The organism is Streptomyces sp. NPDC058619 (assembly GCF_042717785.1).
Taxonomy (GTDB): domain Bacteria; phylum Actinomycetota; class Actinomycetes; order Streptomycetales; family Streptomycetaceae; genus Streptomyces.
In genome coordinates this window covers 65,416-88,307 of sequence record NZ_JBHXQN010000002.1, presented here as the reverse complement: position 1 = coordinate 88,307, position 22,892 = coordinate 65,416, and the positions used below count along the sequence as shown (strand labels likewise).

The window sequence follows — 22,892 nt, the reverse complement described above, 5'->3', positions numbered from 1 at the left end:
GGTTCCAAGGCAAGGCACCACGATGTGAGCACAGGGTCCGGGCAGCGCGACGAAGCGCCGCACGGGCCCTGTTGCTTGCCTCGTTCTCCCTTCCTCGCCCTTAGGGTGAAGGGCTCCAAAGGAGTAGAAACACATGAAGACGATCGACGAACTGCTCGCCGAAGGCGTCAAGGGCAAGCGGGTCTTCGTCCGCGCGGACCTGAACGTCCCGCTGGCCGAGGGCACCATCACCGACGACGGCCGTATCCGCGCCGTCCAGCCCACGATCGCGAAGCTCGCCGCCTCCGGCGCCCGCGTCATCGTGGCCTCGCACCTGGGCCGCCCCAAGGGCGCCCCGGACCCGGCCTTCTCGCTCGCCCCGGCCGCCAAGCGCCTGGGCGAACTGCTCGGCACGGACGTCGCGTTCGCCACCGACACCGTCGGCGACTCCGCCAAGGAGACCGCCCTGGCCCTCGCCGACGGCCAGGTCGCCGTCATCGAGAACCTGCGCTTCAACGCCGGTGAGACCTCGAAGGACGACGCCGAGCGCGGCGCCTTCGCGGACCAGCTCGCGGAGCTCGCCGACGTGTACGTCGGCGACGGCTTCGGCGCCGTCCACCGCAAGCACGCCTCGGTCTTCGACCTCCCCGCGCGCCTCCCGCACGCGGCCGGCTACCTCATCGCCACCGAGGTCGGCGTCCTGAAGAAGCTGACCGACGACGTCAAGCGCCCCTACGTCGTGGTCCTCGGCGGCGCCAAGGTCTCCGACAAGCTCGCCGTCATCGACGAGCTGCTCGGCAAGGCCGACCGCATCCTCATCGGCGGCGGCATGGCCTACACCTTCCTCAAGGCCCTGGGCCACGAGGTCGGCATCTCCCTGCTCCAGAAGGACCAGCTGGAGAAGGTCACCGAGTACATGGAGCGCGCCAAGGCCACGGGCGTCGAGCTCGTGCTCCCGGTCGACGTGCTCGTCTCCACGGACTTCCCCGACCTCAAGGGCAAGACCCCGGCGGACTTCGAGACCGTGGACGCGGACAAGATCCCGGCCGACAAGGAGGGCCTCGACATCGGCCCCAGGACGCGCGAGCTGTACGCGTCGAAGATCGCCGATGCCGAGACCGTCTTCTGGAACGGCCCCGTGGGCGTCTTCGAGCACCCCGACTACGCCAACGGCACCAAGGCCGTGGCGCAGGCCCTCGTCGACAGCAACGCCTTCACCGTCGTCGGCGGCGGAGACTCGGCCGCGGCCGTGCGCACGCTCGGCTTCGACGAGAATGCTTTCGGCCACATTTCCACCGGTGGCGGCGCCTCCCTCGAATACCTCGAGGGCAAGACGCTCCCCGGCCTCGCCGCCCTGGAGGGCTGACACCGCATGACTGCACCCGTTTCCGCCGGCCGCACCCCGCTGATGGCGGGCAACTGGAAGATGAACCTCAACCACCTCGAGGCCATCGCCCACGTCCAGAAGCTCGCCTTCGCGCTCGCCGACAAGGACTTCGACGCCGTCGAGGTCGTGGTCCTCCCGCCCTTCATCGACCTCCGGTCGGTGCAGACCCTGGTCGACGGCGACAAGCTGAAGATCAAGTACGGCGCCCAGGACCTCTCGGCGCACGACTCCGGCGCCTACACCGGCGAGATCTCCGGCTCGATGCTTTCGAAGCTGAAGTGCACGTACGTGGCCGTCGGCCACAGCGAGCGCCGCCAGTACCACGGCGAGGACGACGAGACCTGCAACGCCAAGGTCAAGGCCGCCTACCGCCACGGGCTGACCCCGATCCTGTGCGTCGGCGAGGGCCTGGACGTCCGCAAGGCCGGACAGCAGGTCCCTTACACGCTGGCCCAGCTCGACGGCGGCCTCCAGGACGTCCCGGCCGAGCAGGTCGAGTCCATCGTGATCGCGTACGAGCCCGTCTGGGCGATCGGGACCGGCGAGGTCGCCACCCCCGAGGACGCCCAGGAGGTCTGCGGTGCCCTCCGCGGCCGCCTCGCGGAGCTGTACTCGCAGGAGCTCGCCGACAAGGTCCGCATCCAGTACGGCGGCTCGGTCAAGTCCGGCAACATCGCCGCGATCATGGCCCAGCCCGACGTGGACGGCGCCCTGATCGGCGGCGCCGCGCTGGACGTGGACGAGTTCGTCGGGATCGTCCGCTTCGGCGACGCGTAGCGACTGCGGTGAGTATGCGGTAGGACGGATCCGTCGTACCCTTGCGGGGGCCAGAGGCTGCACCAAACAGCCGCTGGCCCCCGCGCACGTCTCAGCGGAGCCCGGAAAGCCAGAAAAGCCAGAAAGTAGGAATCAGCCGTGATTATGGGGTTCTCGATCGCCCTGATCGTCTTCAGCGCCCTGCTGATGCTCCTCGTGCTGATGCACAAGGGCAAGGGCGGCGGCCTTTCCGACATGTTCGGCGGCGGCATGCAGTCGTCGGTCGGCGGTTCCTCCGTAGCGGAGCGCAACCTCGACCGCATCACCGTGGTCGTCGGTCTGCTGTGGTTCGCGTGCATCATGGCGCTGGGACTTCTCATGAAGTCGAGCGCCAGCTGACCGTTCTGGCCATTCCGCCAGTCCCGTCGGTGCCGTCCGGCCTACTATGAGGTTTGGCGTCCATCGCTTGGAATGAGTAACTCCGGTCCCTGGACGTGCGTTGGGCCTTACGTAGACTTGGGCGCCCGCGGCGGAATTCCACTCACGCTCCGCGGCACCATTACGCAGGGAGTTACGACCGTGGCAAGTGGCAACGCGATCCGTGGTAGCCGGGTCGGAGCGGGGCCGATGGGTGAGGCCGAGCGCGGCGAGTCCGCGCCCCGCCTGCGCATCTCCTTCTGGTGCTCGAACGGGCACGAGACGCAGCCGAGCTTCGCCAGCGACGCGCAGGTGCCGGACACCTGGGACTGCCCGCGCTGCGGGTTCCCGGCCGGCCAGGACCGGGACAACCCGCCGGCGCCGCCGCGCACCGAGCCGTACAAGACGCACCTGGCGTACGTCCGGGAGCGGCGAACGGACGCCGACGGCGAGGCGATCCTCGCCGAAGCACTCGCCAAACTCCGCGGCGAGATCTGAACGGCCCGTCAGAAGCGTGTACAGAGGCCCGGTGCGGCAGGGGAGACTCCCGCCGCACCGGGCCTCTTCGCGTCCGCCCGCGCCGACTGTGCCTGTCAGGCATTGCCGCTTGTCATCCTTTAAGTTGGAGATCGGCGGGGCACGACAGGACGCGAGAAATGGGTTGATGGCCAGGATGAATGCAGACAGCCGTACGAAGCTCACCCGGACGCCGGAGTGGCTGGCACTCGGCAAGCACCGGGAGGAGCTCGGGCAGACGCATCTGCGAGAGCTGTTCGAGGAGAACCCCGGCCGCGGCTCCGGCTACACCCTGCGCGCCGGTGACCTGCGCGTCGACTACTCGAAGCACCTCGTGACGGACGAGACGCTCGCGCTGCTGCGCGAGCTCGCGGCGGCAACGGGCGTGGCCGGGCTGCGCGAGGCGATGTTCCGCGGGGACAAGATCAACACGACCGAGGACCGGGCGGTCCTGCACACCGCCCTGCGCGCCCCGCAGGGCGCCGTGGTCGAGGTGGACGGCGAGAACGTGGTCCCCGGCGTGCACGCCGTCCTCGACAAGATGGCCGCCTTCGCCGACCGGATCAGGTCGGGGGAGTGGACCGGCTCCACCGGCAAGCGGATCAAGAACGTCGTCAACATCGGCATCGGCGGCTCCGACCTCGGTCCGGCGATGGCGTACGAGGCGCTGCGCGCCTTCACCGACCGGGCGCTGACCCTGCGCTTCGTCTCCAACGTGGACGGCGCCGACCTCCACGAGGCCGTGCGGGACCTGGACCCGGCCGAGACGCTGTTCATCATCGCGTCGAAGACCTTCACCACCATCGAGACCATCACCAACGCCACCTCGGCGCGGAACTGGCTGCTCACGGGGCTGGGAGCCGGCGACGAGGCCGTGGCGCGGCACTTCGTGGCGCTGTCGACGAACGAGGAGAAGGTCTCCGGGTTCGGCATCGACACGGCCAACATGTTCGAGTTCTGGGACTGGGTCGGCGGACGCTACTCCTTCGACTCCGCCATCGGGCTCTCCCTGATGATCGCGATCGGCCCGGACGCCTTCCGCGAGATGCTCGGCGGCTTCTCCGCCATGGACACGCACTTCCGCACGGCGCCGCCCGAGGAGAACGCGCCGCTGCTGCTGGGCCTGTTGGGCATCTGGTACATCGGCTTCTTCGACGCCCAGTCGCACGCCGTGCTCCCGTACAGCCACTACCTCTCGCGCTTCACCGCGTACTTGCAGCAGCTGGACATGGAGTCCAACGGCAAGTCCGTGGACCGGGACGGCAATCCCGTGGAGTGGCAGACGGGTCCGGTGGTGTGGGGCACGCCCGGCACCAACGGGCAGCACGCCTACTACCAGCTCATCCACCAGGGCACGCGGATGATCCCCGCGGACTTCATCGGCTTCGCACGGCCCGTGTCCGACCTGGAGCCGTCGTTCGCCGCCCAGCACGACCTGCTGATGGCGAACTTCTTCGCGCAGACGCAGGCGCTGGCCTTCGGCAAGACGGCGGACGAGGTGCGGGCGGAGGGCGTGCCGGAGTCCCTGGTCCCGCACAAGACCTTCCAGGGGAACCACCCGACGACCACGATCCTGGCCGCGGAGCTGACCCCGGCGGTGCTGGGCCAGCTGATCGCGCTGTACGAGCACAAGGTGTTCGTCCAGGGAGCCGTCTGGAACATCGACTCCTTCGACCAGTGGGGCGTGGAGCTCGGCAAGGTCCTCGCCAAGCGGATCGAGCCGGTGCTGACCGAGGGCGCGGACGTACCGGGCATGGATTCCTCGACCAGGGCCCTGGTCGCCGGGTACCGGGAGCTGCGCGACCGCGGCTGAGCCGGCCGCGGCCGACCCGGCCGGGCACGACGGAGCGCCCCGCACCTTCGAGGTGCGGGGCGCTCTGCCGTACGGTGCTCTGCCGCCTACGGCTCAGGCCGAGGCCGGCGGGTACATCCCGGAGGGGAGCTTGGCCGCCGCGGCGCGGTCCAGCAGCCACAGGGTGCGGGAGCGGCCGTGGGCCTCCGCCGCCGGGGCCTGGACGCCGCCCGCGCCGCCGAGGGCGATGGAGACCGCTCCGGCCTTGTCCTCGCCCGCCGCCAGCAGCCAGACCTCGCGGGCCGCCCGGATCGCAGGGAGGGTCAGGGAGATCCGCGTGGGCGGCGGCTTCGGTGCGCCGTGGACGCCCACCACCGTGCGCTCGGTCTCGCGGGAGGCCGGGTGCTCGGGGAAGAGGGAGGCCACGTGGGTGTCCGGGCCCACGCCCAGCATCAGCACGTCGAAGCGGGGGACCGGGCCGTGGTCCTCCGGGCCGGCGGCCGCCGCCAGTTCGGCCGCGTACGCCGCCGCCGCCGCGTCCACGTCGGTCCCGTACGGGCCGTCGGAGGCGGGCATGACGTGCACGCGGGCGGGGTCCAGCGGAACGGAGTCCAGGAGGGCCTCGCGGGCCTGGGTGTGGTTGCGCTCGGGGTCGTCGGCGGGGACGTACCGCTCGTCGCCCCACCACAGGTCGAGCCGGCGCCAGTCCACCGCGTCCCGGGCCGGGGCGGCGGCCAGCGCCGCGAGCAGACCGTTGCCGTTGCGGCCGCCGGTGAGCACGATCGACGCGCTGCCGCGGGCCGCCTGCGCGTCCACGATCCTGGTGATGAGCCGGGCGGCCGTGGCCTGGGCCATCAGCTCCTTGTCCCGGTGGACGACGACCTGGGGAGTCGTCATACCCATGTGCTGCCGCCTTGTCGGTAGTTCGGGGGTGCCTGCCTGATGCGCGTACGGGTGCCGGGTACGGGCGCCTGCTGCGGGTTCGGGTGCCGCTGCGCGGAGCGGACCCCGCGCCTCGAACGCCGGCGGGGCCGGATCACCCAGCCCCGCCGGCGTTCTCGTCACTTCGCCGCGGGCTTCTTCGCCGGCTTCGGCGCGGGCTTCTCCGCCGGGGCCGGCTTCGCCGGAGCCTCGGTCGGCTGGGCGGCGGCCTGCAGCTTGGCCACGCCGAACTTCAGCGAGGCCTCGTACGTGTTGTCGGGGTCCAGCCGGCGCAGCTCCTCCGCCAGCAGCTCTGCCGTGTCGCGGCGCTTGAGCGCCACCGCACGGTCGGGCTGCCCCGGCATGGAGAGCGTGGCCAGGGCCCCGTCCGCCCGGTCCAGGACGATGTCGCCGTCCTTGGTCTCCAGGTGGACGGCCGTCAGGCCCGGCCCGGACGACAGCGTCCGCTTGACGGGGACGCCCAGCCGGTCCGCCAGCCACATGGCCAGCAGCTCACAGCTCGGGTTGTCGCCCTCGCCCTCGACGACCGCGGTGTCGACCGACAGGGTCTGCTGGTCCAGCGCGGCCGCCAGCATGGAGCGCCACGGGGTGATCCGGGTCCAGGACAGGTCCGTGTCCCCGGGGGCGTACGCGGAGGCCCGGCCGGCCAGGGCGCCGATCGGGTTCTCGCACGAGTACGTGTCCGTGATCCGGCGCTGCCCCAGCGAACCGAGCGGGTCGCCCGCCAGGTCCGACGGAGCGCCCTCCGGCCACCAGACGACCACGGGGGCGTCCGGCAGCAGCAACGGGAGGACCACCGACTGGGCGTGGTCGACCAGTTCGCCGTGGAGGCGCAGCACCACCGTCTCGCCGGACCCGGCGTCCGCTCCGACGCGGACTTCCGCGTCGAGACGGGCGTCGCGGCGGCTGCGCGGCGAGCGGCTGACCCGCTTGATGACGACGATGATCCGCGAGGGGTGCTCGTGGGACGCGTCGTTCGCCGACTTGAGCGCGTCGTACGCGTTCTCCTCGTCGGTCACGATCACCAGCGTGAGGACCATGCCGATGGCCGGCGTGCCGATGTCCCGGCGTGCCTGCACCATCGCGGCGTTGATCTTGCTGGAGTTGGTCTCCGTGAGGTCGATCTTCATGGCCGGCGCCAGCTCCGTCCGTCTCGTGCGAGCATCTCGTCCGCCTCGACCGGTCCCCAGGTGCCCGCCGAGTACTGCGCGGGCTTGCCGTGCTTGTCCCAGTACTGCTCGATCGGATCGAGGATGTTCCAGGAGAGCTCGACCTCCTGGTGGCGCGGGAAGAGGTTCGCGTCGCCGAGGAGCACGTCGAGGATGAGCCGCTCGTACGCCTCGGGGCTCGACTCCGTGAAGGACTCGCCGTAGGCGAAGTCCATCGTCACGTCCCGTACCTCCATGGAGGTGCCGGGAACCTTGGAACCGAAGCGCACCGTCACGCCCTCGTCCGGCTGGACCCGGATGACCAGGGCGTTCTGCCCCAGCTCCTCGGTCGCGCCCGACTCGAACGGGAGGTACGGGGCCCGCTTGAAGACCACCGCGATCTCGGTCACCCGGCGGCCCAGGCGCTTGCCCGTCCGCAGGTAGAAGGGGACGCCCGCCCAGCGGCGGTTGTTGATCTCCAGACGGATGGCCGCGTAGGTGTCGGTCTTCGACTTGGGGTCGATGCCGTCCTCTTCGAGGTACCCGACGACCTTCTCGCCGCCCTGCCACGCCGCCGAGTACTGGCCGCGCACGGTGTGCTTGCCCAGGTCCTCGGGCAGCTCCACGGCGGTCAGCACCTTGAGCTTCTCCGCCACCAGCGCCTTGGGGTGGAAGGAGCCGGGCTCCTCCATCGCGGTGAGCGCGAGCAGCTGCAGCAGGTGGTTCTGGATGACGTCACGGGCGGCGCCGATGCCGTCGTAGTACCCGGCACGGCCGCCGATTCCGATGTCCTCGGCCATGGTGATCTGCACGTGGTCGACGTACGACCGGTTCCAGATCGGCTCGAACATGGTGTTGGCGAAGCGGAGCGCCAGGATGTTCTGGACGGTCTCCTTGCCGAGGTAGTGGTCGATCCGGAAGACCTCGTCACGGGGAAAGACCTCGTGGACGACCTGGTTCAGCTCTTCCGCGCTCTTCAGGTCGTGGCCGAAGGGCTTCTCGATGACGGCGCGCCGCCACGAACCCTCCTTCTGCGCCAGACCGTGGTCCTTGAGCTGCTGGACCACCTTGGGGAAGAACTTCGGCGGGACCGACAGGTAGAAGGCGAAGTTCCCGCCCGTTCCCTGGGCCTTGTCGAGCTCCTCGATCGTGGCCTTCAGCGTCTCGAAGGCGGCGTCGTCGTCGAAGTCGCCCTGGACGAAGCGGCAGCCCTGCACCAGCTGCTGCCAGACCTCCTCGCGGAAGGGCGTCCGGGAGTGCTCCTTGACGGCGTCGTGGACCTCCTGGGCGAAGTCCTCGTCCTGCCACTCACGACGGGCGAACCCGATCAGCGAGAAGCCCGGCGGGAGCAGGCCGCGGTTGGCCAGGTCGTAGACGGCAGGCATCAGCTTCTTGCGCGACAGGTCACCCGTAACGCCGAAAATGACCAGGCCGGACGGCCCCGCGATGCGCGGGAGCCGCCGGTCCTGTGCGTCACGAAGCGGGTTCGCTCCGTTCACAGACAAAGTGTTCAGGCCTCCGTGGGGGCGAGGCGCTCAAGCTCCGCCTCGGTCGACTTCAGCAGGTCGTTCCAGGACACCGCGAACTTCTCGACGCCCTCGTCTTCCAGCAGCTGCACCACATCGTCGTACGAGATGCCCAGCTTCGCGACCGCGTCCAGCTCGGCGCGGGCCTGGTCGTAGGTGCCGCGCACGGTGTCGCCCGTGATCTGCCCGTGGTCGGCCGCGGCCTCCAGGGTGGCCTCCGGCATGGTGTTCACCGTGTTCGGGGCGACCAGGTCGTCCACGTACAGGGTGTCCTTGTACGCCGGGTCCTTGACGCCGGTCGAAGCCCACAGCGGACGCTGCTTGTTGGCGCCGACGCGCTCCAGCGCGGCCCAGCGGTCCGAGGAGAAGACCTCCTCGTAGGCCTCGTAGGCCAGACGGGCGTTCGCGAGCGCCGCCTTGCCCTTGAGGGCCTTGGCCTCGTCGGTGCCGACGGCGTCCAGGCACTTGTCGATCTCCGAGTCGACGCGCGACACGAAGAAGGAGGCGACGGAGTGGATCAGGGACAGGTCCAGGCCGGCGGTCTTGGCCTTCTCCAGACCCGCGAGGTACGCGTCCATGACCTCGCGGTAGCGCTCCAGCGAGAAGATCAGCGTGACGTTGACGCTGATGCCCTTGCCGATGACCTCGGTGATCGCCGGCAGGCCGGCCTTGGTCGCCGGGATCTTGATGAGCGTGTTCGGGCGGTCCACCAGCCAGGCCAGCTGCTTGGCCTCGGCGACGGTCGCCGGGGTGTTGTGGGCCAGACGGGGGTCGACCTCGATCGAGACCCGGCCGTCCTGGCCGTCGGTGCGGTCGTAGACCGGGCGCAGGATGTCGGCCGCGTCGCGGACGTCCGCCGTGGTGATCATGCGCAGGGCCTCCTCCACGGTGACCTTGCGGGTCGCGAGGTCGGTGAGCTGCTGCTCGTACCCGTCGCCGCCGCTGATCGCCTTCTGGAAGATCGCCGGGTTGGTGGTGACACCGACCACGTGCGACTGGTCGATGAGCTCGGCGAGGTTGCCGGACGTGATGCGCTTGCGGGACAGGTCGTCCAGCCAGATCGCCACGCCCTCGTCGGAGAGGCGCTTGAGTGCGTCTGTCATGGGAATTGCATCTCCTACTGGTCTGGTACGGGCGTCAGCGCGCGGCGGCGGCGAGCGACTCGTGGGCGGCGGCGGTCACGGCCTCGGGGGTGAAGCCGAACTCGCGGAACAGCACCTTCGCGTCGGCCGAGGCACCGAAGTGCTCCAGCGAGACGATCCGGCCGGCGTCGCCGACGTAGCGGTGCCAGGTCAGGCCGATGCCGGCCTCGACCGCGACGCGCGCCGTGACGGACGGCGGCAGGACGCTGTCCTTGTACTCCTGGCTCTGCTCCTCGAACCACTCGACGGACGGCATCGAGACCACGCGCGCCGGGACGCCCCCGGCCTGCAGCGCCTCGCGCGCGGCGACGGCGAGCTGGACCTCGGAGCCGGTGCCGATGAGCAGGACCCGGGGCTCGGCGGCCGCGCCGTCGGGGCCCGTCGCGTCGAAGAGCACGTACCCGCCCTTGGCGGCGTCGTCGTTGCGGTCGTACGTCGGCACGCCCTGGCGGGTCAGCGCCAGGCCGTGCGGAGCGCCCTTGCCGTACACCTTGGTGTGGCGGCGCATGATCTCGCGCCAGGCGACGACGGTCTCGTTGGCGTCGGCCGGGCGGACGACGTTCAGGCCCGGGATGGCGCGCAGCGAGGCGAGGTGCTCGACCGGCTGGTGGGTGGGGCCGTCCTCGCCGAGGCCGATGGAGTCGTGCGTCCACACGTAGGTGACCGGCACGTGCATCAGCGCGGAGAGGCGGACGGCGTTGCGCATGTAGTCGGAGAACACCAGGAAGGTGCCGCCGTAGATGCGGGTGTGGCCGTGCAGGGCGATGCCGTTCATGGACGCGGCCATGGCGTGCTCGCGGATGCCGAAGTGGACGGTGCGGCCGTACGGGTCGGCCTCCGGCAGCGGGTTGCCCACCGGCAGGAACGAGGAGTCCTTGTCGATGGTGGTGTTGTTCGAGCCGGCGAGGTCGGCCGAGCCGCCCCACAGCTCGGGGACGATCGCACCGAGCGCCTGGAGCACCTTGCCGGAGGCGGCGCGGGTGGCGACGCTCTTGCCGGTCTCGAAGACGGGGAGGGAGTCCTCCCAGCCCGCGGGCAGCTCGTTGGCGTTGATGCGGTCGAACTCGGCGGCGCGCTCCGGGTTGGCGGTGCGCCAGGCGGAGAACTCCTTCTCCCATTCGGCGCGGGCCTCGCGGCCGCGGTCGACGGCCTGACGGGTGTGCGCGAGGACCTCGCCGGCGACGTCGAAGGACTTCTCCGGGTCGAAGCCGAGGACGCGCTTGGTGGCCGCGACCTCGTCGTCGCCGAGCGCCGAGCCGTGCGCGGCCTCGGTGCCCTGGGCGTCCGGGGCGGGCCAGGCGATGATCGAGCGGGCGGCGATGAAGGACGGGCGGCCGGTCTCGGCCTTCGCGGCCAGCAGCGCGGCGTACAGCGCCTTCGGGTCGAGGTCGCCGTTCTCCTGCTGCTCGACGCGCTGGACGTGCCAGCCGTACGCCTCGTACCGCTTGAGGGTGTCCTCGGAGACGGCCGTCTCGGTGTCGCCCTCGATGGAGATGTGGTTGTCGTCCCACAGCAGCACCAGGTTGCCGAGCTTCTGGTGGCCGGCCAGCGCGGACGCCTCGTGGGAGAGGCCCTCCTGGAGGCAGCCGTCGCCCGCGACCGCGTAGATCATGTGGTCGAACGGGGAGGAGCCCTGCGGGGTTTCCGGGTCGAACAGGCCGCGCTCGTAGCGGGTGGCCATGGCCATGCCCACCGCGTTGGCGATGCCCTGGCCCAGCGGGCCGGTGGTGGTCTCGACGCCCTTGGTGTGACCGTACTCCGGGTGGCCGGGGGTCTTGGAGCCCCAGGTGCGGAACGCCTCGAGGTCCTCCAGCTCCAGCCCGAACCCGCCGAGGTACAGCTGGGTGTACAGGGTGAGGGACGAGTGGCCCGCGGAGAGCACGAAGCGGTCGCGGCCGACCCACTCGAGGTCCGACGGGTCGTGCCGCATCACCTTCTGGAAGAGGGTGTACGCGGCGGGGGCCAGGCTCATCGCCGTACCGGGGTGGCCGTTTCCGACCTTCTGGACCGCGTCAGCGGCCAGGATGCGGGCGGTGTCGACGGCCCGCTGGTCCAGTTCGGTCCACTCGAGCTCTGTGGTGGTCGGCTTGGTGCTCACCGTTTTTCAGGGCTCCTCTCCACATGTCTGTTCCCGGTGACGAGGCGGTGCACCGGCGCGATTCCGAGCCTACCCCCGCCACGGCGTGCAGCTATTCGAGTGCCGTACGCCGGTCACGTCGCCGGTGCCCGCCGTTCACCTGAGCGCCTGGGGCGCCCTCTGAGCGCCGGGGATGCGCGGGTGGTCGTACCGTCCCGTATGCCCGATCCGACCGGGCCAACACGAACCGACCCCCGCGCGGGGCGACGTAAGCGCAACGTCTAGAGTGGCGTGGTACGCGCAAGCCTTTAGCCGGACCTTCATGTCTTCCCTGGTCCGGGCCGAGCTTGCTGGATTCTCTGTCAGGGGTGTGCGTGACGGCCGTCGAATCCCGTCCAGCGGGGGTGCTCGGGACGAGCCCCGGCCACCGGCCGATCGGGGCCCGGGCCATGGCTTTCGTGGCACTGACGAAGCCGCGGATCATCGAGCTTCTGCTCATCACGACCGTGCCGGTGATGTTCCTCGCCGAGCAGGGCGTGCCGTCGCTGTGGCTGGTCCTCGCGACCTGCTTCGGCGGCTATTTGTCGGCCGGCGGCGCCAACGCGCTGAACATGTACATCGACCGTGACATCGACGCGCTGATGGACCGGACCTCGCAGCGCCCGCTGGTGACCGGCATGGTCAGCCCGCGCGAGTGCCTGGTCTTCGGCATCGTGCTCGGGGTGCTCTCGACGCTGTTCTTCGGCCTGCTCATCAACTGGCTGTCGGCCGCGCTCGCGCTCGGCGCGCTCCTCTTCTACGTCGTCGTCTACACGATGCTGTTGAAGCGGCGGACCTCCCAGAACATCGTCTGGGGCGGCATCGCGGGCTGCATGCCGGTGCTGATCGGCTGGTCCGCGGTCAAGAACGAGGTCTCCTGGGCCGCGGTCATCCTCTTCCTCGTCATCTTCTTCTGGACGCCGCCGCACTACTGGCCGCTGTCCATGAAGGTGAAGGACGACTACGCGCGGGTCGGCGTGCCGATGCTGCCGGTCGTGGCCGGGAACAGGGTCGTGGCCCGTCAGATCGTCCTCTACAGCTGGGTGATGGTGGCGGTCTCGCTGCTGCTGACGCCGCTCGGCTACACCGGCTGGTTCTACACCACGGTGGCGCTGGTCGCCGGCGGCTGGTGGCTGTGGGAGGCGCACGCGCTGCACGCGCGGGCCAAGTCGGGCGTGACGGGCGCGAAGCTCAAGGAGATGCGCTTGTTCCACTGGTCGATCACCTACGTGTCGCTGCTCTTCGTGGCGGTGGCCGTGGATCCCTTCCTCCACTGATTACTCACCGGTAGCATGCTGTCCATGGCAGACACCGCGCAGACCGCAGACAAGAAGCTGGACCGTACGGCGGCGAAGCTGGCCAAGCAGATCGGTGCGTTCGCCAGGCAGCACGGCGGCGCCGAGGGCCAGCTCGCCCACATCGGCCAGGCCGGCACCCGGATCGTGCTCGTCGGCACGGACGGCGGCTGGGGCGACCTGGTGGCCCCGACGTACGCCGCGGCCGAGCTGGCCGCCGAGAAGGCCGCGCTGACCCTCCACGACGAGTTCGACGGCGAGTTCGCCGCCCGGGTGCGGACCGGCCCGTACGAGTGGACCCGGATGGCCGGCATCCAGATCGGCGGACCGGCGAACCCGGCGGTCTGACCGCCCGGCGCCCCGCGCGACGGCCTCCGCGACACCCTCCGCGGCCCCTTCCGGGGCCCGTGGGTGCCGTCTCGGTCAACAGCGCGAGCAACACCTCACACCCCGCTCATCCGTTAGGACATGTGGAAGCGCCTTCCCCACGTCCGCAACGGGATGCCCGGATGATCGAAACGCCGCCCCTGGTCGACCAGCACTGCCACGGAGTGATCCGTACGGAGCTGGGCCTGGGCACCTTCGAGGCCGAGCTGCTCCGCTCGGCCGGCCCGCCCGCCGCGGGCACCACCTTCTTCGACACGCAGACCGGCTTCGCCGTCCGCCGCTGGTGCCCGCCGCTGCTCGGGCTGGAGCCGCACTGCCCGCCCGCCCGCTACCTGGCCCGCCGGCGCGAGCTGGGACCGGCCGAGTCCGCGCGGCGGCTGCTGCGGGGTTCGGGGGTCGCCGCCTACCTGGTCGACACCGGGGCGCCCGGGGACCTCACGGGAGCCAAGGAACTGGCGTCGGCCGCGGACGCGGAGGCCTTCGAGGCGGTCCGGCTGGAGTTACTGGCCGAGCAGGTCGCCGACACCTCCGGAACCGTGGCCGCCTTCCTGGCCAACCTCGCCGAGGCCGTCCACCACTGTGCCGCCGGGGCGGCCGCCTTCACCTGCGGCGAGGCCCCCGGGAGCACGGCCCCCTCCCTCGGCGCCCTCCTCGCCTTCGCGCCCGGGCCGCCGGGGGCGGGCGAGGTCCGCGGGGCGGCCGGCCGCTGGCTGGCCCGGCGGACCCGGGGCGAAGCCGTACGGGACCCCGTGCTCCTGCGGCACCTGCTGTGGAGCGCGGTCGAGTCCGGGCTCCCGCTCCAGCTGCACACCGGGGCGGACGCGGGGGAGCCGGGGCAGCGGCCGGACCGGGGGGACCCCGGGCTCCTCGCCGAGTTCGTACGGGCCACGGCCGGGCTGGGCGCGCGGCTGGTGCTGCTGGGCGGATACCCGTACCACCGGCACGCGGCGCAGCTGGCGGCGGCCTTCCCGCACGTGTACGCCGACGCCGGCGCGGCCCTGGCGCGGACCGGGACCCGGGCCGACGCGGTCCTGGCCGAGCTGCTGGAGCTGGCGCCCTTCGGGAAGCTGCTGTTCTCCAGCGGCGGGCGCCGGCTGCCCGAACTGCACGCGGTGGGGGCCCTGGTGTTCCGGGAGGCGCTGGGCCGGGTGCTGGGCGGGTGGGCCGCCGACGGCTCCTGGTCCCGCCGGGACGCGGAGCGGGTGGCCGCCATGATCGCGGCGGGCAACGCCCGCCGCGTCTACCGGCTGGACGGGCCGGGGTGATCGCGGCGGGCGCGCCCCGCACGGTGTGGGCGGGCGGCGGGCGGTGCGTCAGGCGGCGGAGAGCTGCGGCGCGCCCTGGGCCGGGATCTCCGGCTGGTCCGACGGCCGCTCGCGCAGGCTGAGCGCGACGCGCAGGACCGCGATCCACACCAGGCAGGAGCCCAGCATGTGCGCGGCGACGAGCACCTCGGGCAGCTCGGTGAGGAACTGCACGTAGCCGATGGCGCCCTGCGCGAGCAGCACGACCAGCAGGTCGCGGGCGCGGGCCCGGGTGTCGGACGGGGCATCGACCACGCGCAGCACCAGCCACATCGCGACGGCGAGCGCGCACACCATCCAGGCGGCGACGGCGTGCACGTGCGCGGTGGCCTCCCAGTCGAACGGCATCCGCTTGATCTCGCTGCTGTCGCCGGCGTGCGGTCCGGAACCGGTCACGACGGTGCCCGCGGCGATCAGGACGAAGGTGGTCGCGATCAGCGCCCACGCCAGCTTGCGCACCGGTCCCGGGACGCGCGGCCGGGGGGCGCCGTCGCCCTCGCCGGCGCGGTGCAGGCTGAGGGTGGTCACCGCGATCAGGGCGGTGGCGAGGAGGAAGTGCCCGGCCACGCTGTACGGGTTGAGCCCGGTCCGGACGGTGATCCCGCCGAGCACCGCGTTGGACATCACGACGGCGAACTGGGTCCAGCCGAGCCTGGTCAGCGAGTGCCGCCACGGCTTGGCCGCGCGCGCGGCGAGGATGTACCAGCCGACGGCCGCGGAGAGCACGTACGTCAGCATCCGGTTGCCGAACTCGATGGCGCCGTGGAAGCCCTGTTCCCGGGTCGCGATCAGGCTGTCGTCCGTGCACTTGGGCCAGGTGTCGCAGCCGAGGCCCGATCCGGTCAGCCGCACGGCGCCGCCGGTGACGACGATGGCCACGCTCATGACGAGCGCCGCGAGTGCGGCCCGCCGGACGATCCGGGGTGACGGAGTCCAGCGGCCGGCGAGGTAGGTGAATGGGTTCAACACGGCGCCTATCGTATGCGGAGCCTTGTGCAAAGTTTCACGAGGGGGTGCCCGGCGCCGCGTCGGGGCCGACGACCAGGCGGAACCGGGCCCCCGCCGGATCGCCCTCCTCGTGCCACCACAGCCGCAGGCGCCAAGGGACGTTGTCGCCCGGGTAGTCGGCCGAGTCGGTGAAGCCGCGCACTAATTCTGACGCTACGTCCTCGGCTGTCATGTTTCGCACCTCTGTGGTGCTGTGCCATGGATGGTCCTGTACGTTCCACCGCCCGTCGGGCCCGCGCACCTCGACGCGCCACACCGCGAGCCAGGGGGTGACCTCCAGCATCGTGTGCACCTGCTCGGCGCCGAGGCGCAGCCGGGCCGCGATCTCCGACTCCGGCACCCCCTGGATCCGGGCGGCCACCACGGCCTGGGGCAGCAGCCGTTCGGGCAGCAGCCGCCGCGCGCGCAGGCTGACCAGCGAGCCGAACGCCAGTAAGCGCAACCGCAGTTCCAGCTGGCGGCCGATGTGGTCGAGCGCCTCCTCGGCGTCCCCGGACTCCGCCGCGCCCGGGTCCGCGAGCAGCAGCTGCCGGAAGTCCGACTCGGCGTCCACCGCCCAGGCCACCGCGTCCTCGGCGGACCCCAGCTCCGCGAGCCGGTCCGCGAGGAAGACCTTCGCCTGGGCGAGGCCGCTCCGGTTGACGGGGTCCCGCTGGTCGAGCCCCGCCCACACCCCGACCGCGGTCCGGGTCAGGTCGCGGGCGCGCTCGCCGGCCGCCCGTTCCGTCGCGCTCGGCCCGCCGGTGGCGGCCCGGCCCAGCGGGTGCCGCGGCAGCCGGGCCCCGTCGCTCAGCGGCCAGGCGAGCCACACCCCGTGGTTGATCAGCCCCCGGGCGTACCAGCGGGCGAATTCGGGGGAATACGCCGCCGCGCGCTCGGAGCTGCGCAGCGCCTCCTCGATCGTGGCGAGGGCGCCCGCGCGGTCCCCCTCGGCGAACCGCAGCGCGGCCCGGTCGGCGAGGCGCAGCCCCAGCAGGGCCGTGCAGCGGGGGTCCTCCGGGAGGGTGCGCAGAGCCCCGATCAGCCCGTCCAGCAGCCGGTCGCGCTCCGCCGGCTCGACGTGCGCGTCCCCCGCCCGCACCCGCGCCCACTGCCCGTCCAGCCGGAGAACGGCCTCTCGCTCCGCCATGCCCGCCCCCCGGCGTCGTGGTCCGCGCACCTCATGGGTCGGGATCCATAGTCGCGGGAAGGCGGACCGCAGCGGAAGGGATTCACTCCCAGCGGAACAGCCGTGCCGCGGCCCCCAGGCCTAGCACGGCCCAGCCCGCCAGGACGGCGGCCGTGCCCCACGGCAGCGAGGCGCCGTCCTGGAGCACCGCGCGCAGCCCGTCGGACAGGGCCGAGATGGGCAGCAGCTCCAGTACGGAGCGGACCGCGTCCGGGAACTTCTCCAGCGGCACGATCACTCCGCCGCCGACCAGCAGCAGCAGGAAGACGAGGTTGGCGGCGGCCAGGGTCATCTCGGCCTTGAGGGTGCCGGCCATCAGCAGCCCGAGCCCGGAGAACGCCGCGGTGCCCAGCAGGACCAGCGCCAGGACCGACAGCGGGTTCCCGTGCGGGGACCAGCCCAGCGCGAGGGCGATCACCGTCAGCAGGGCGATCTGCAGCACCTCGGTGACCAGCACCGACAGCGTCTTGGCGGCCATCAGCGCCCAGCGCGGCAGCGGCGAGGCCCCGAGCCGCTTGAGGACCCCGTAGCGGCGGTCGAACCCGGTGGCGATGGCCTGGCCGGTGAAGGCGGTGGACATCACGGCGAGCGCCAGGATGCCCGGGGCCAGGAAGTCCACGGACGCGCCCGTGCCGTCCTGGCCGGCCGGCACGCTGATGATGTCGACGGCCGAGAACAGCACCAGCAGCAGCGCCGGGATGATCACGGTCAGCAGCAGCTGCTCCCCGTTGCGCAGCAGCATCCGGGTCTCCAGTGCCGTCTGCGCGAGGATCATGCGGGAGACGGGCGCGGCCCCCGGGTCGGGGGTGAACGTACCGGCGCTCATGCGCGCAGCTCCTTACCGGTCAGTTCCAGGAAGACGTCTTCGAGCGTGTGGCGCTCCACCGAGAGGCTGTCCGGCATCACACCGTGCTGGGCGCACCAGGAGGCGACGGTGGCCAGCAGCTGCGGGTGGACGTCACCGGTGACCCGGTAGACGCCCGCGGTCAGCTCGACGGCCTCCGTGCCGTCGGGCAGTGCCTTCAGGAGCGAGCCCAGGTCGAGCGCGGGGCGGCCGGTGAAGCGCAGGGTGTTCTCGGCGCCGCCGCGGCACAGCTGCTCGGGACTGCCGTGGGCGATGACCCGGCCCGCGTCCACGATGGCGACCTCGTCGGCGAGCTGCTCCGCCTCGTCCATGTGGTGGGTGGTGAGGACGACGGTGACCCCGTCGGCGCGCAGCTCCCGTACGAGGTCCCAGGTCGCGCGCCGGGCCTGCGGGTCGAGTCCGGCCGTGGGCTCGTCCAGGAAGACCAGCTCGGGGCGGCCGACCACGGCCATGGCCAGGGCGAGGCGCTGCTGCTGCCCGCCGGAGAGCCGGCGGTAGGGGGTGCGGCCGCAGCCGCCGAGGCCGAGGCGCTCCACCAGGGGGTCCACGTCGAGCGGGTGGGCGTACAGCTTGGCCATGTGGCGCAGCATCTCGAGGGCTCGGGCCCCGGAGTAGACGCCGCCGGACTGGAGCATCACGCCGATCCGCGGGCGCAGCCGCCCGGCCTGGGCCACCGGGTCGAGGCCGAGGACGCGGACGGTGCCGGCGTCGGGGCGGCGGTAGCCCTCGCAGGTCTCCACGGTGGTCGTCTTGCCCGCGCCGTTGGGGCCGAGGACCGCGGTGACGGAGGCCCTCCGGACGGTGAGGTCCAGGCCGTCCACCGCGTTCCGGGGGCCGTACCGCTTCACCAGTCCGCGGATCTCCACGGCGGGGTCGTTGCTCATGAGGGGTGAGTCTACGGAGCCGCGGCGGGGGCCCTTGGTCCCGGGGCCGAAGGGTCATGGCCCGCTCATGCCGGTCTGCCCGGCCGTCTGGATGTTCACCCGGGCCCGGGGGGACGCCGCGAAAATCTTCGTCCTGTGGCTGCCGGTGGGGGTCTTCGTGGCCGTGGGATTCGAACACCGCGTCGCGAACAAGGCTCTTTTCAGCCTCGCGATCCTGGATGGACCAGTCGGTTTCAGTGATCTTTTCCGGAACCTGATGTTTACCGTGCCCGGGAACGTCGTGGGTGGAGGTCTGCTGGTGGGAGCCGTGTACTGGTTCACGGGAGGGTCCCGGCGGCAGAGCGGAACATGTCCCTCCGAATAGCATTTCATAACTCTGCGTCGACAAATTAGGTGACCCTTAGTGATGGAGGCCACCAGGTGTGGCCGCGGTCACCGCTTGTCGCATGGCGGTTAATTACGCAACAATAGCGTTGTGAAATACGGCGAACGGCAGATCGAGACCCCCCAGGGGGAGCTCGCGACCGGGGAGCGGTCAACCCGCAACCGGGTCGCGCGGTCCATCCTGGACCACGGTCCGTCCACCGTCGCCGACCTCGCCAAGCGCCTCGGCCTTACCCAGGCCGCCGTTCGCCGCCACCTCGACACGCTCGTCGCCGACGACGTGGTCGCACCCCGTGAGCAGCGCGTGTACGGCACGCGCTCCCGGGGCCGGCCCGCCAAGGCCTTCGCGCTGACCGACTGCGGCCGCGACGCCTTCGACCAGTCCTACGACACGCTCGCCGCGGACGCCCTGCGCTGGATCGCGCAGTCCGTCGGCGGCGGGGAGCAGGGGGAGGCGGCGGTCGCCGCCTTCGCCCGGTCGCGGATGGAGACGCAGGCGCAGGTCTACCGGGACGCAGTGGAAGCGGCCGCCCCGGAGGACCGCACGGAGGCCCTTGCCAAGGCGTTGACCGTGGACGGGTACGCTGCTACGGCGAAGAGCGCTCCCGGTCCGCACAGCGGCGAACAGCTCTGCCAGCACCACTGCCCGGTCGCACATGTAGCCGAGCAGTTCCCGCAGCTCTGCGAGGCGGAGACCGAGGTCTTCTCCCGCCTGCTCGGGACACATGTGCAGCGCCTCGCCACGATCGCCCACGGCGACGGAGTGTGCACGACGTTCATTCCGCGCAGCGCGAGCGCGACACAGACCGACACATCAGCATCTGCACGTACGGCCGGGAGGAACCCCGCATGACCACGGAGACTGCTCACCCTGAGCTCGATGGCCTCGGCACCTACGAATACGGCTGGGCCGACTCCGACGTGGCCGGCTCCGCTGCCAAGCGGGGTCTGTCCGAGGAGGTCGTCCGCGACATCTCGGCGAAGAAGTCCGAGCCGGAGTGGATGCTGAACCTCCGCCTCAAGGGCCTCAAGCTGTTCGGCAAGAAGCCCATGCCCAACTGGGGTGCCGACCTCTCGGGCATCGACTTCGACAACATCAAGTACTTCGTGCGTTCCACCGAGAAGCAGGCCGCTTCGTGGGAGGACCTGCCGGAGGACATCAAGAACACGTACGACAAGCTCGGCATCCCCGAGGCGGAGAAGCAGCGCCTCGTCGCGGGCGTCGCGGCCCAGTACGAGTCCGAGGTCGTCTACCACCAGATCCGCGAGGACCTGGAGGAGCAGGGCGTCATCTTCCTCGACACGGACACCGCGCTCAAGGAGCACCCCGAGCTCTTCCAGGAGTACTTCGGCACGGTCATCCCGGTCGGCGACAACAAGTTCGCGTCGCTGAACACCGCGGTGTGGTCCGGCGGCTCCTTCATCTACGTCCCCAAGGGCGTGAAGGTCGACATCCCGCTCCAGGCCTACTTCCGCATCAACACGGAGAACATGGGCCAGTTCGAGCGGACGCTGATCATCGTCGACGAGGACGCGTACGTCCACTACGTCGAGGGCTGCACCGCCCCGATCTACTCCTCGGACTCGCTGCACAGCGCCGTGGTGGAGATCATCGTGAAGAAGGGCGGCCGCTGCCGCTACACGACCATCCAGAACTGGTCGAACAACGTCTACAACCTGGTCACCAAGCGCGCCGTGGCGTACGAGGGCGCGACCATGGAGTGGGTCGACGGCAACATCGGTTCCAAGGTCACCATGAAGTACCCGGCCGTCTACCTGATGGGCGAGCACGCCAAGGGCGAGACCCTCTCCATCGCCTTCGCGGGTGAGGGTCAGCACCAGGACGCCGGCTCCAAGATGGTCCACATGGCGCCGAACACCTCCTCGAACATCGTCTCGAAGTCGGTGGCCCGGGGCGGCGGCCGCACCTCGTACCGCGGTCTGGTCGAGATCGGCGAGGGCGCCCACGGCTCGAAGTCCAACGTGCTGTGCGACGCGCTCCTGGTGGACACGATCTCCCGCTCCGACACGTACCCCTACGTGGACGTCCGCGAGGACGACGTGTCCATGGGCCACGAGGCGACCGTTTCCAAGGTCTCCGACGACCAGCTCTTCTACCTCATGAGCCGCGGACTGACCGAGTTCGAGGCCATGGCGATGATCGTGCGCGGCTTCGTCGAGCCGATCGCCCGCGAGCTCCCCATGGAGTACGCGCTGGAGCTCAACCGGCTGATCGAGCTGCAGATGGAGGGCTCGGTCGGCTAGTCCCCGACCGCACCGCGCATCCGCGGCGGATTCTTCGACGTAGGCACGCTTTACAAGAGAGTGAGCAAGACGACAGCCATGGCTGAGGCTCAGAACGCCCCCAAGAACCTTGCGGTTCAGGGAGGTACCCCCGCGGCGGGTTCCACCACTGCCGGCGCGATCGCGGTGGCCGCCGAGTCCACCGTCGCCACCCGGATGAGCGCGCCCCCGTCCTTCGACGTGGCCGACTTCCCGGTTCCGAACGGCCGCGAGGAGGAGTGGCGGTTCACCCCGCTCGCCCGCCTCAAGGGCCTGCACGACGGCACCGCGGTCGCCAACGGCACCATGAAGGCCCAGATCGACGCGCCCGACGTCGTGACGGTCGAGTCGGTGGAGCGCGGCGACGCGCGCATCGGCAAGGCCGGCACCCCGGTGGACCGGGTCGCCGCCCAGGCGTTCTCGTCCTTCGCCAAGGCCACGGTCGTCACCGTGCCCAAGGAGGCCGTCCTGACCGAGCCGGTGCGCGTCGCGCTGCACGGCGAGGGCGGCACGACCTTCGGCCACACGGTCTTCGACGTCCAGGCGTTCGCCGAGGCCGTCGTCGTCATCGACCACACCGGTGACGGCGTGCGCGCCGCCAACGTCGACTTCCTCGTCGGCGACGGCGCCAAGCTCACCGTCGTGTCCGTGCAGGACTGGGACGACACCGCCGTCCACGTCTCCCAGCACAACGCGCTGATCGGCCGCGACGCGACCTTCAAGTCGATCGTCGTCACCTTCGGCGGCGACCTGGTACGGCTGCACCCGCGCGTGACCTACGCCGGCCCCGGCGGCGAGGCCGAGCTCTTCGGCCTGTACTTCACGGACGCCGGACAGCACCAGGAGCACCGCCTCCTGGTCGACCACAGTGCCCCGCACTGCAAGTCGAACGTGGTCTACAAGGGTGCGCTCCAGGGCCAGGACGCCCACGCGGTCTGGATCGGTGACGTGCTCATCGAGAAGACCGCCGAGGGCACCGACACCTACGAGATGAACCGCAACCTCGTCCTCACGGACGGCGCGCGCGTCGACTCGGTGCCGAACCTGGAGATCGAGACCGGCGAGATCGTCGGCGCCGGCCACGCCTCCGCGACCGGCCGCTTCGACGACGAGCAGCTCTTCTACCTCCAGTCGCGCGGCATCCCGGCCGACGAGGCCCGCCGCTTGGTCGTGCGCGGCTTCTTCGCCGAGCTCGTCCAGCAGATCGGTGTCGACGACATCGAGGAGCGCCTGCTCTCCAAGATCGAGACCGAGCTCCAGGGTTCCGTCTGATGAACTACGTCAAGGCCTGTGCGCTGAGCGAGCTGGAAGCGGACACCCCCAAGCGGGTCGAGCTCGACGGCACGCCGGTGTCCATCGTCTCCACCGAGGGGGAGGTGTTCGCGATCAACGACATCTGCTCGCACGCGAACGTGTCCCTCTCGGAGGGCGAGGTCGAGGACTGCATGATCGAGTGCTGGCTGCACGGGTCGGCCTTCGACCTGCGCACCGGAAAGCCGTCCGGCCTGCCCGCGACGCGCCCCGTACCCGTATACCCCGTAAAGATCGAAGGGGACGACGTGCTCGTCTCCCTCACCCAGGAGTCCTGAGGTA

The 22,892-nt window shown here is 71.0% G+C and carries 22 protein-coding genes; 13 read left to right on the top strand and 9 right to left on the bottom strand.

The features are described 5' to 3' along the window. Window positions 1-133: 133 nt before the first annotated feature. The 5 genes from ACFWTC_RS02445 (at window position 134) to pgi (ending at window position 4,868) form a co-directional block, all read left to right on the top strand. Window positions 134-1,345, top strand: a complete 1,212-nt coding sequence (locus tag ACFWTC_RS02445) for a phosphoglycerate kinase (protein WP_383915166.1) — start codon at window positions 134-136, stop codon at window positions 1,343-1,345. A 6-nt stretch (window positions 1,346-1,351) separates the two neighbouring features. Beyond that, the gene (tpiA, locus tag ACFWTC_RS02440) at window positions 1,352-2,143 is read left to right on the top strand and encodes a triose-phosphate isomerase (RefSeq protein WP_383915165.1); all 792 of its coding nucleotides are present in this window, start codon (window positions 1,352-1,354) and stop codon (window positions 2,141-2,143) included. Between the two features lie 144 nt (window positions 2,144-2,287). Then, window positions 2,288-2,521 carry a preprotein translocase subunit SecG gene (secG, locus tag ACFWTC_RS02435; protein ID WP_267722499.1) on the top strand — a complete coding sequence of 78 codons (234 nt, stop codon included), beginning with the start codon at window positions 2,288-2,290 and terminating at the stop codon, window positions 2,519-2,521. A gap of 180 nt (window positions 2,522-2,701) precedes the next feature. Continuing rightward, complete coding sequence (locus tag ACFWTC_RS02430) at window positions 2,702-3,037, top strand: RNA polymerase-binding protein RbpA (RefSeq protein WP_007263454.1); 336 nt, start codon at window positions 2,702-2,704, stop codon at window positions 3,035-3,037. Between the two features lie 175 nt (window positions 3,038-3,212). Further along, window positions 3,213-4,868 (top strand): glucose-6-phosphate isomerase, encoded by a 1,656-nt coding sequence (pgi, locus tag ACFWTC_RS02425; RefSeq protein WP_384025330.1) that lies wholly within the window; start codon window positions 3,213-3,215, stop codon window positions 4,866-4,868. 93 nt (window positions 4,869-4,961) lie between these two features. On the opposite strand, the gene pgl is transcribed toward pgi, so the two are convergent. The 5 genes from pgl to tkt form a co-directional block, all read right to left on the bottom strand. Next, window positions 4,962-5,744 carry a 6-phosphogluconolactonase gene (gene pgl / locus ACFWTC_RS02420; protein WP_384025327.1) on the bottom strand — a complete coding sequence of 261 codons (783 nt, stop codon included), beginning with the start codon at window positions 5,742-5,744 and terminating at the stop codon, window positions 4,962-4,964. Between the two features lie 164 nt (window positions 5,745-5,908). Then, the gene (gene opcA, locus ACFWTC_RS02415) at window positions 5,909-6,919 is read right to left on the bottom strand and encodes a glucose-6-phosphate dehydrogenase assembly protein OpcA (protein ID WP_383915162.1); all 1,011 of its coding nucleotides are present in this window, start codon (window positions 6,917-6,919) and stop codon (window positions 5,909-5,911) included. Next, on the bottom strand, window positions 6,916-8,442 hold the full coding sequence (gene zwf / locus ACFWTC_RS02410) for a glucose-6-phosphate dehydrogenase (RefSeq protein WP_383915161.1): 1,527 nt from the start codon (window positions 8,440-8,442) through the stop codon (window positions 6,916-6,918). Before zwf ends, opcA begins: the two co-directional genes overlap by 4 nt. A gap of 5 nt (window positions 8,443-8,447) precedes the next feature. Continuing rightward, complete coding sequence (gene tal / locus ACFWTC_RS02405) at window positions 8,448-9,566, bottom strand: transaldolase (protein WP_384025324.1); 1,119 nt, start codon at window positions 9,564-9,566, stop codon at window positions 8,448-8,450. A 34-nt stretch (window positions 9,567-9,600) separates the two neighbouring features. After that, complete coding sequence (gene tkt / locus ACFWTC_RS02400; RefSeq protein WP_383915159.1) at window positions 9,601-11,703, bottom strand: transketolase; 2,103 nt, start codon at window positions 11,701-11,703, stop codon at window positions 9,601-9,603. 353 nt (window positions 11,704-12,056) lie between these two features. Here tkt and ACFWTC_RS02395 point away from each other — a divergent pair, with 353 nt between their 5' ends. The 3 genes from ACFWTC_RS02395 (at window position 12,057) to ACFWTC_RS02385 (ending at window position 14,668) form a co-directional block, all read left to right on the top strand. Then, entirely contained in the window at window positions 12,057-12,998 is a 942-nt protein-coding gene (locus ACFWTC_RS02395; protein ID WP_383915158.1) for a heme o synthase, read from the top strand. A gap of 24 nt (window positions 12,999-13,022) precedes the next feature. Continuing rightward, window positions 13,023-13,364, top strand: coding sequence for a hypothetical protein (locus tag ACFWTC_RS02390; RefSeq protein ID WP_383915157.1), 342 nt, complete (start codon window positions 13,023-13,025; stop codon window positions 13,362-13,364). 161 nt (window positions 13,365-13,525) lie between these two features. After that, window positions 13,526-14,668, top strand: coding sequence for an amidohydrolase family protein (locus ACFWTC_RS02385; protein WP_384025321.1), 1,143 nt, complete (start codon window positions 13,526-13,528; stop codon window positions 14,666-14,668). Between the two features lie 48 nt (window positions 14,669-14,716). On the opposite strand, the gene ACFWTC_RS02380 is transcribed toward ACFWTC_RS02385, so the two are convergent. From ACFWTC_RS02380 to ACFWTC_RS02365, 4 genes are all read right to left on the bottom strand, one after another. Then, window positions 14,717-15,706 carry a heme A synthase gene (locus tag ACFWTC_RS02380; protein ID WP_383915155.1) on the bottom strand — a complete coding sequence of 330 codons (990 nt, stop codon included), beginning with the start codon at window positions 15,704-15,706 and terminating at the stop codon, window positions 14,717-14,719. Between the two features lie 4 nt (window positions 15,707-15,710). Further along, entirely contained in the window at window positions 15,711-16,844 is a 1,134-nt protein-coding gene (locus ACFWTC_RS02375; protein WP_384025318.1) for a hypothetical protein, read from the bottom strand. An 82-nt stretch (window positions 16,845-16,926) separates the two neighbouring features. After that, window positions 16,927-17,709: an ABC transporter permease gene (locus tag ACFWTC_RS02370; protein ID WP_384025315.1), complete on the bottom strand. Its 783-nt coding sequence runs from the start codon at window positions 17,707-17,709 to the stop codon at window positions 16,927-16,929. After that, a complete protein-coding gene (locus ACFWTC_RS02365) occupies window positions 17,706-18,632 on the bottom strand; it encodes an ABC transporter ATP-binding protein (RefSeq protein WP_383915152.1) in 927 nt (308 codons plus the stop codon). The genes ACFWTC_RS02370 and ACFWTC_RS02365 overlap by 4 nt, the downstream gene beginning before the upstream one ends. On the opposite strand from ACFWTC_RS02365, the gene ACFWTC_RS02360 reads away from it, so the two are divergent. From ACFWTC_RS02360 to ACFWTC_RS02340, 5 genes are all read left to right on the top strand, one after another. Continuing rightward, complete coding sequence (locus ACFWTC_RS02360) at window positions 18,631-18,996, top strand: formate/nitrite transporter family protein (RefSeq protein WP_384025766.1); 366 nt, start codon at window positions 18,631-18,633, stop codon at window positions 18,994-18,996. The genes ACFWTC_RS02365 and ACFWTC_RS02360 overlap by 2 nt on opposite strands. Before the next feature lie 111 nt (window positions 18,997-19,107). Further along, window positions 19,108-19,869, top strand: a complete 762-nt coding sequence (locus ACFWTC_RS02355; RefSeq protein WP_383915150.1) for a helix-turn-helix transcriptional regulator — start codon at window positions 19,108-19,110, stop codon at window positions 19,867-19,869. After that, entirely contained in the window at window positions 19,866-21,281 is a 1,416-nt protein-coding gene (gene sufB, locus ACFWTC_RS02350; protein ID WP_383915149.1) for a Fe-S cluster assembly protein SufB, read from the top strand. The genes ACFWTC_RS02355 and sufB overlap by 4 nt, the downstream gene beginning before the upstream one ends. Window positions 21,282-21,359: 78 nt before the next feature. Further along, window positions 21,360-22,571: a Fe-S cluster assembly protein SufD gene (gene sufD, locus ACFWTC_RS02345; protein ID WP_384025311.1), complete on the top strand. Its 1,212-nt coding sequence runs from the start codon at window positions 21,360-21,362 to the stop codon at window positions 22,569-22,571. Next, window positions 22,571-22,888, top strand: coding sequence for a bifunctional 3-phenylpropionate/cinnamic acid dioxygenase ferredoxin subunit (locus tag ACFWTC_RS02340; RefSeq protein WP_053681636.1), 318 nt, complete (start codon window positions 22,571-22,573; stop codon window positions 22,886-22,888). The genes sufD and ACFWTC_RS02340 overlap by 1 nt, the downstream gene beginning before the upstream one ends. The last annotated feature ends 4 nt before the right edge of the window (window positions 22,889-22,892 follow it).

Bases quoted from the DNA above. Each gene is read 5' to 3' on its own strand.
- ACFWTC_RS02445 (WP_383915166.1), top strand. From the start codon at position 134: ATGAAGACGATCGACGAACTGCTCGCCGAAGGCGTCAAGGGCAAGCGG.
- tpiA (WP_383915165.1), top strand. From the start codon at position 1,352: ATGACTGCACCCGTTTCCGCCGGCCGCACCCCGCTGATGGCGGGCAAC.
- secG (WP_267722499.1), top strand. From the start codon at position 2,288: ATGGGGTTCTCGATCGCCCTGATCGTCTTCAGCGCCCTGCTGATGCTC.
- pgi (WP_384025330.1), top strand. From the start codon at position 3,213: ATGAATGCAGACAGCCGTACGAAGCTCACCCGGACGCCGGAGTGGCTG.
- pgl (WP_384025327.1), bottom strand. From the start codon at position 5,744: ATGACGACTCCCCAGGTCGTCGTCCACCGGGACAAGGAGCTGATGGCC.
- opcA (WP_383915162.1), bottom strand. From the start codon at position 6,919: ATGAAGATCGACCTCACGGAGACCAACTCCAGCAAGATCAACGCCGCG.
- tal (WP_384025324.1), bottom strand. From the start codon at position 9,566: ATGACAGACGCACTCAAGCGCCTCTCCGACGAGGGCGTGGCGATCTGG.
- ACFWTC_RS02390 (WP_383915157.1), top strand. From the start codon at position 13,023: ATGGCAGACACCGCGCAGACCGCAGACAAGAAGCTGGACCGTACGGCG.
- ACFWTC_RS02385 (WP_384025321.1), top strand. From the start codon at position 13,526: ATGATCGAAACGCCGCCCCTGGTCGACCAGCACTGCCACGGAGTGATC.
- ACFWTC_RS02375 (WP_384025318.1), bottom strand. From the start codon at position 16,844: ATGGCGGAGCGAGAGGCCGTTCTCCGGCTGGACGGGCAGTGGGCGCGG.
- ACFWTC_RS02370 (WP_384025315.1), bottom strand. From the start codon at position 17,709: ATGAGCGCCGGTACGTTCACCCCCGACCCGGGGGCCGCGCCCGTCTCC.
- ACFWTC_RS02360 (WP_384025766.1), top strand. From the start codon at position 18,631: ATGAGGGGTGAGTCTACGGAGCCGCGGCGGGGGCCCTTGGTCCCGGGG.
- ACFWTC_RS02365 (WP_383915152.1), bottom strand. From the start codon at position 18,632: ATGAGCAACGACCCCGCCGTGGAGATCCGCGGACTGGTGAAGCGGTAC.
- sufB (WP_383915149.1), top strand. From the start codon at position 19,866: ATGACCACGGAGACTGCTCACCCTGAGCTCGATGGCCTCGGCACCTAC.
- sufD (WP_384025311.1), top strand. From the start codon at position 21,360: ATGGCTGAGGCTCAGAACGCCCCCAAGAACCTTGCGGTTCAGGGAGGT.
- ACFWTC_RS02340 (WP_053681636.1), top strand. From the start codon at position 22,571: ATGAACTACGTCAAGGCCTGTGCGCTGAGCGAGCTGGAAGCGGACACC.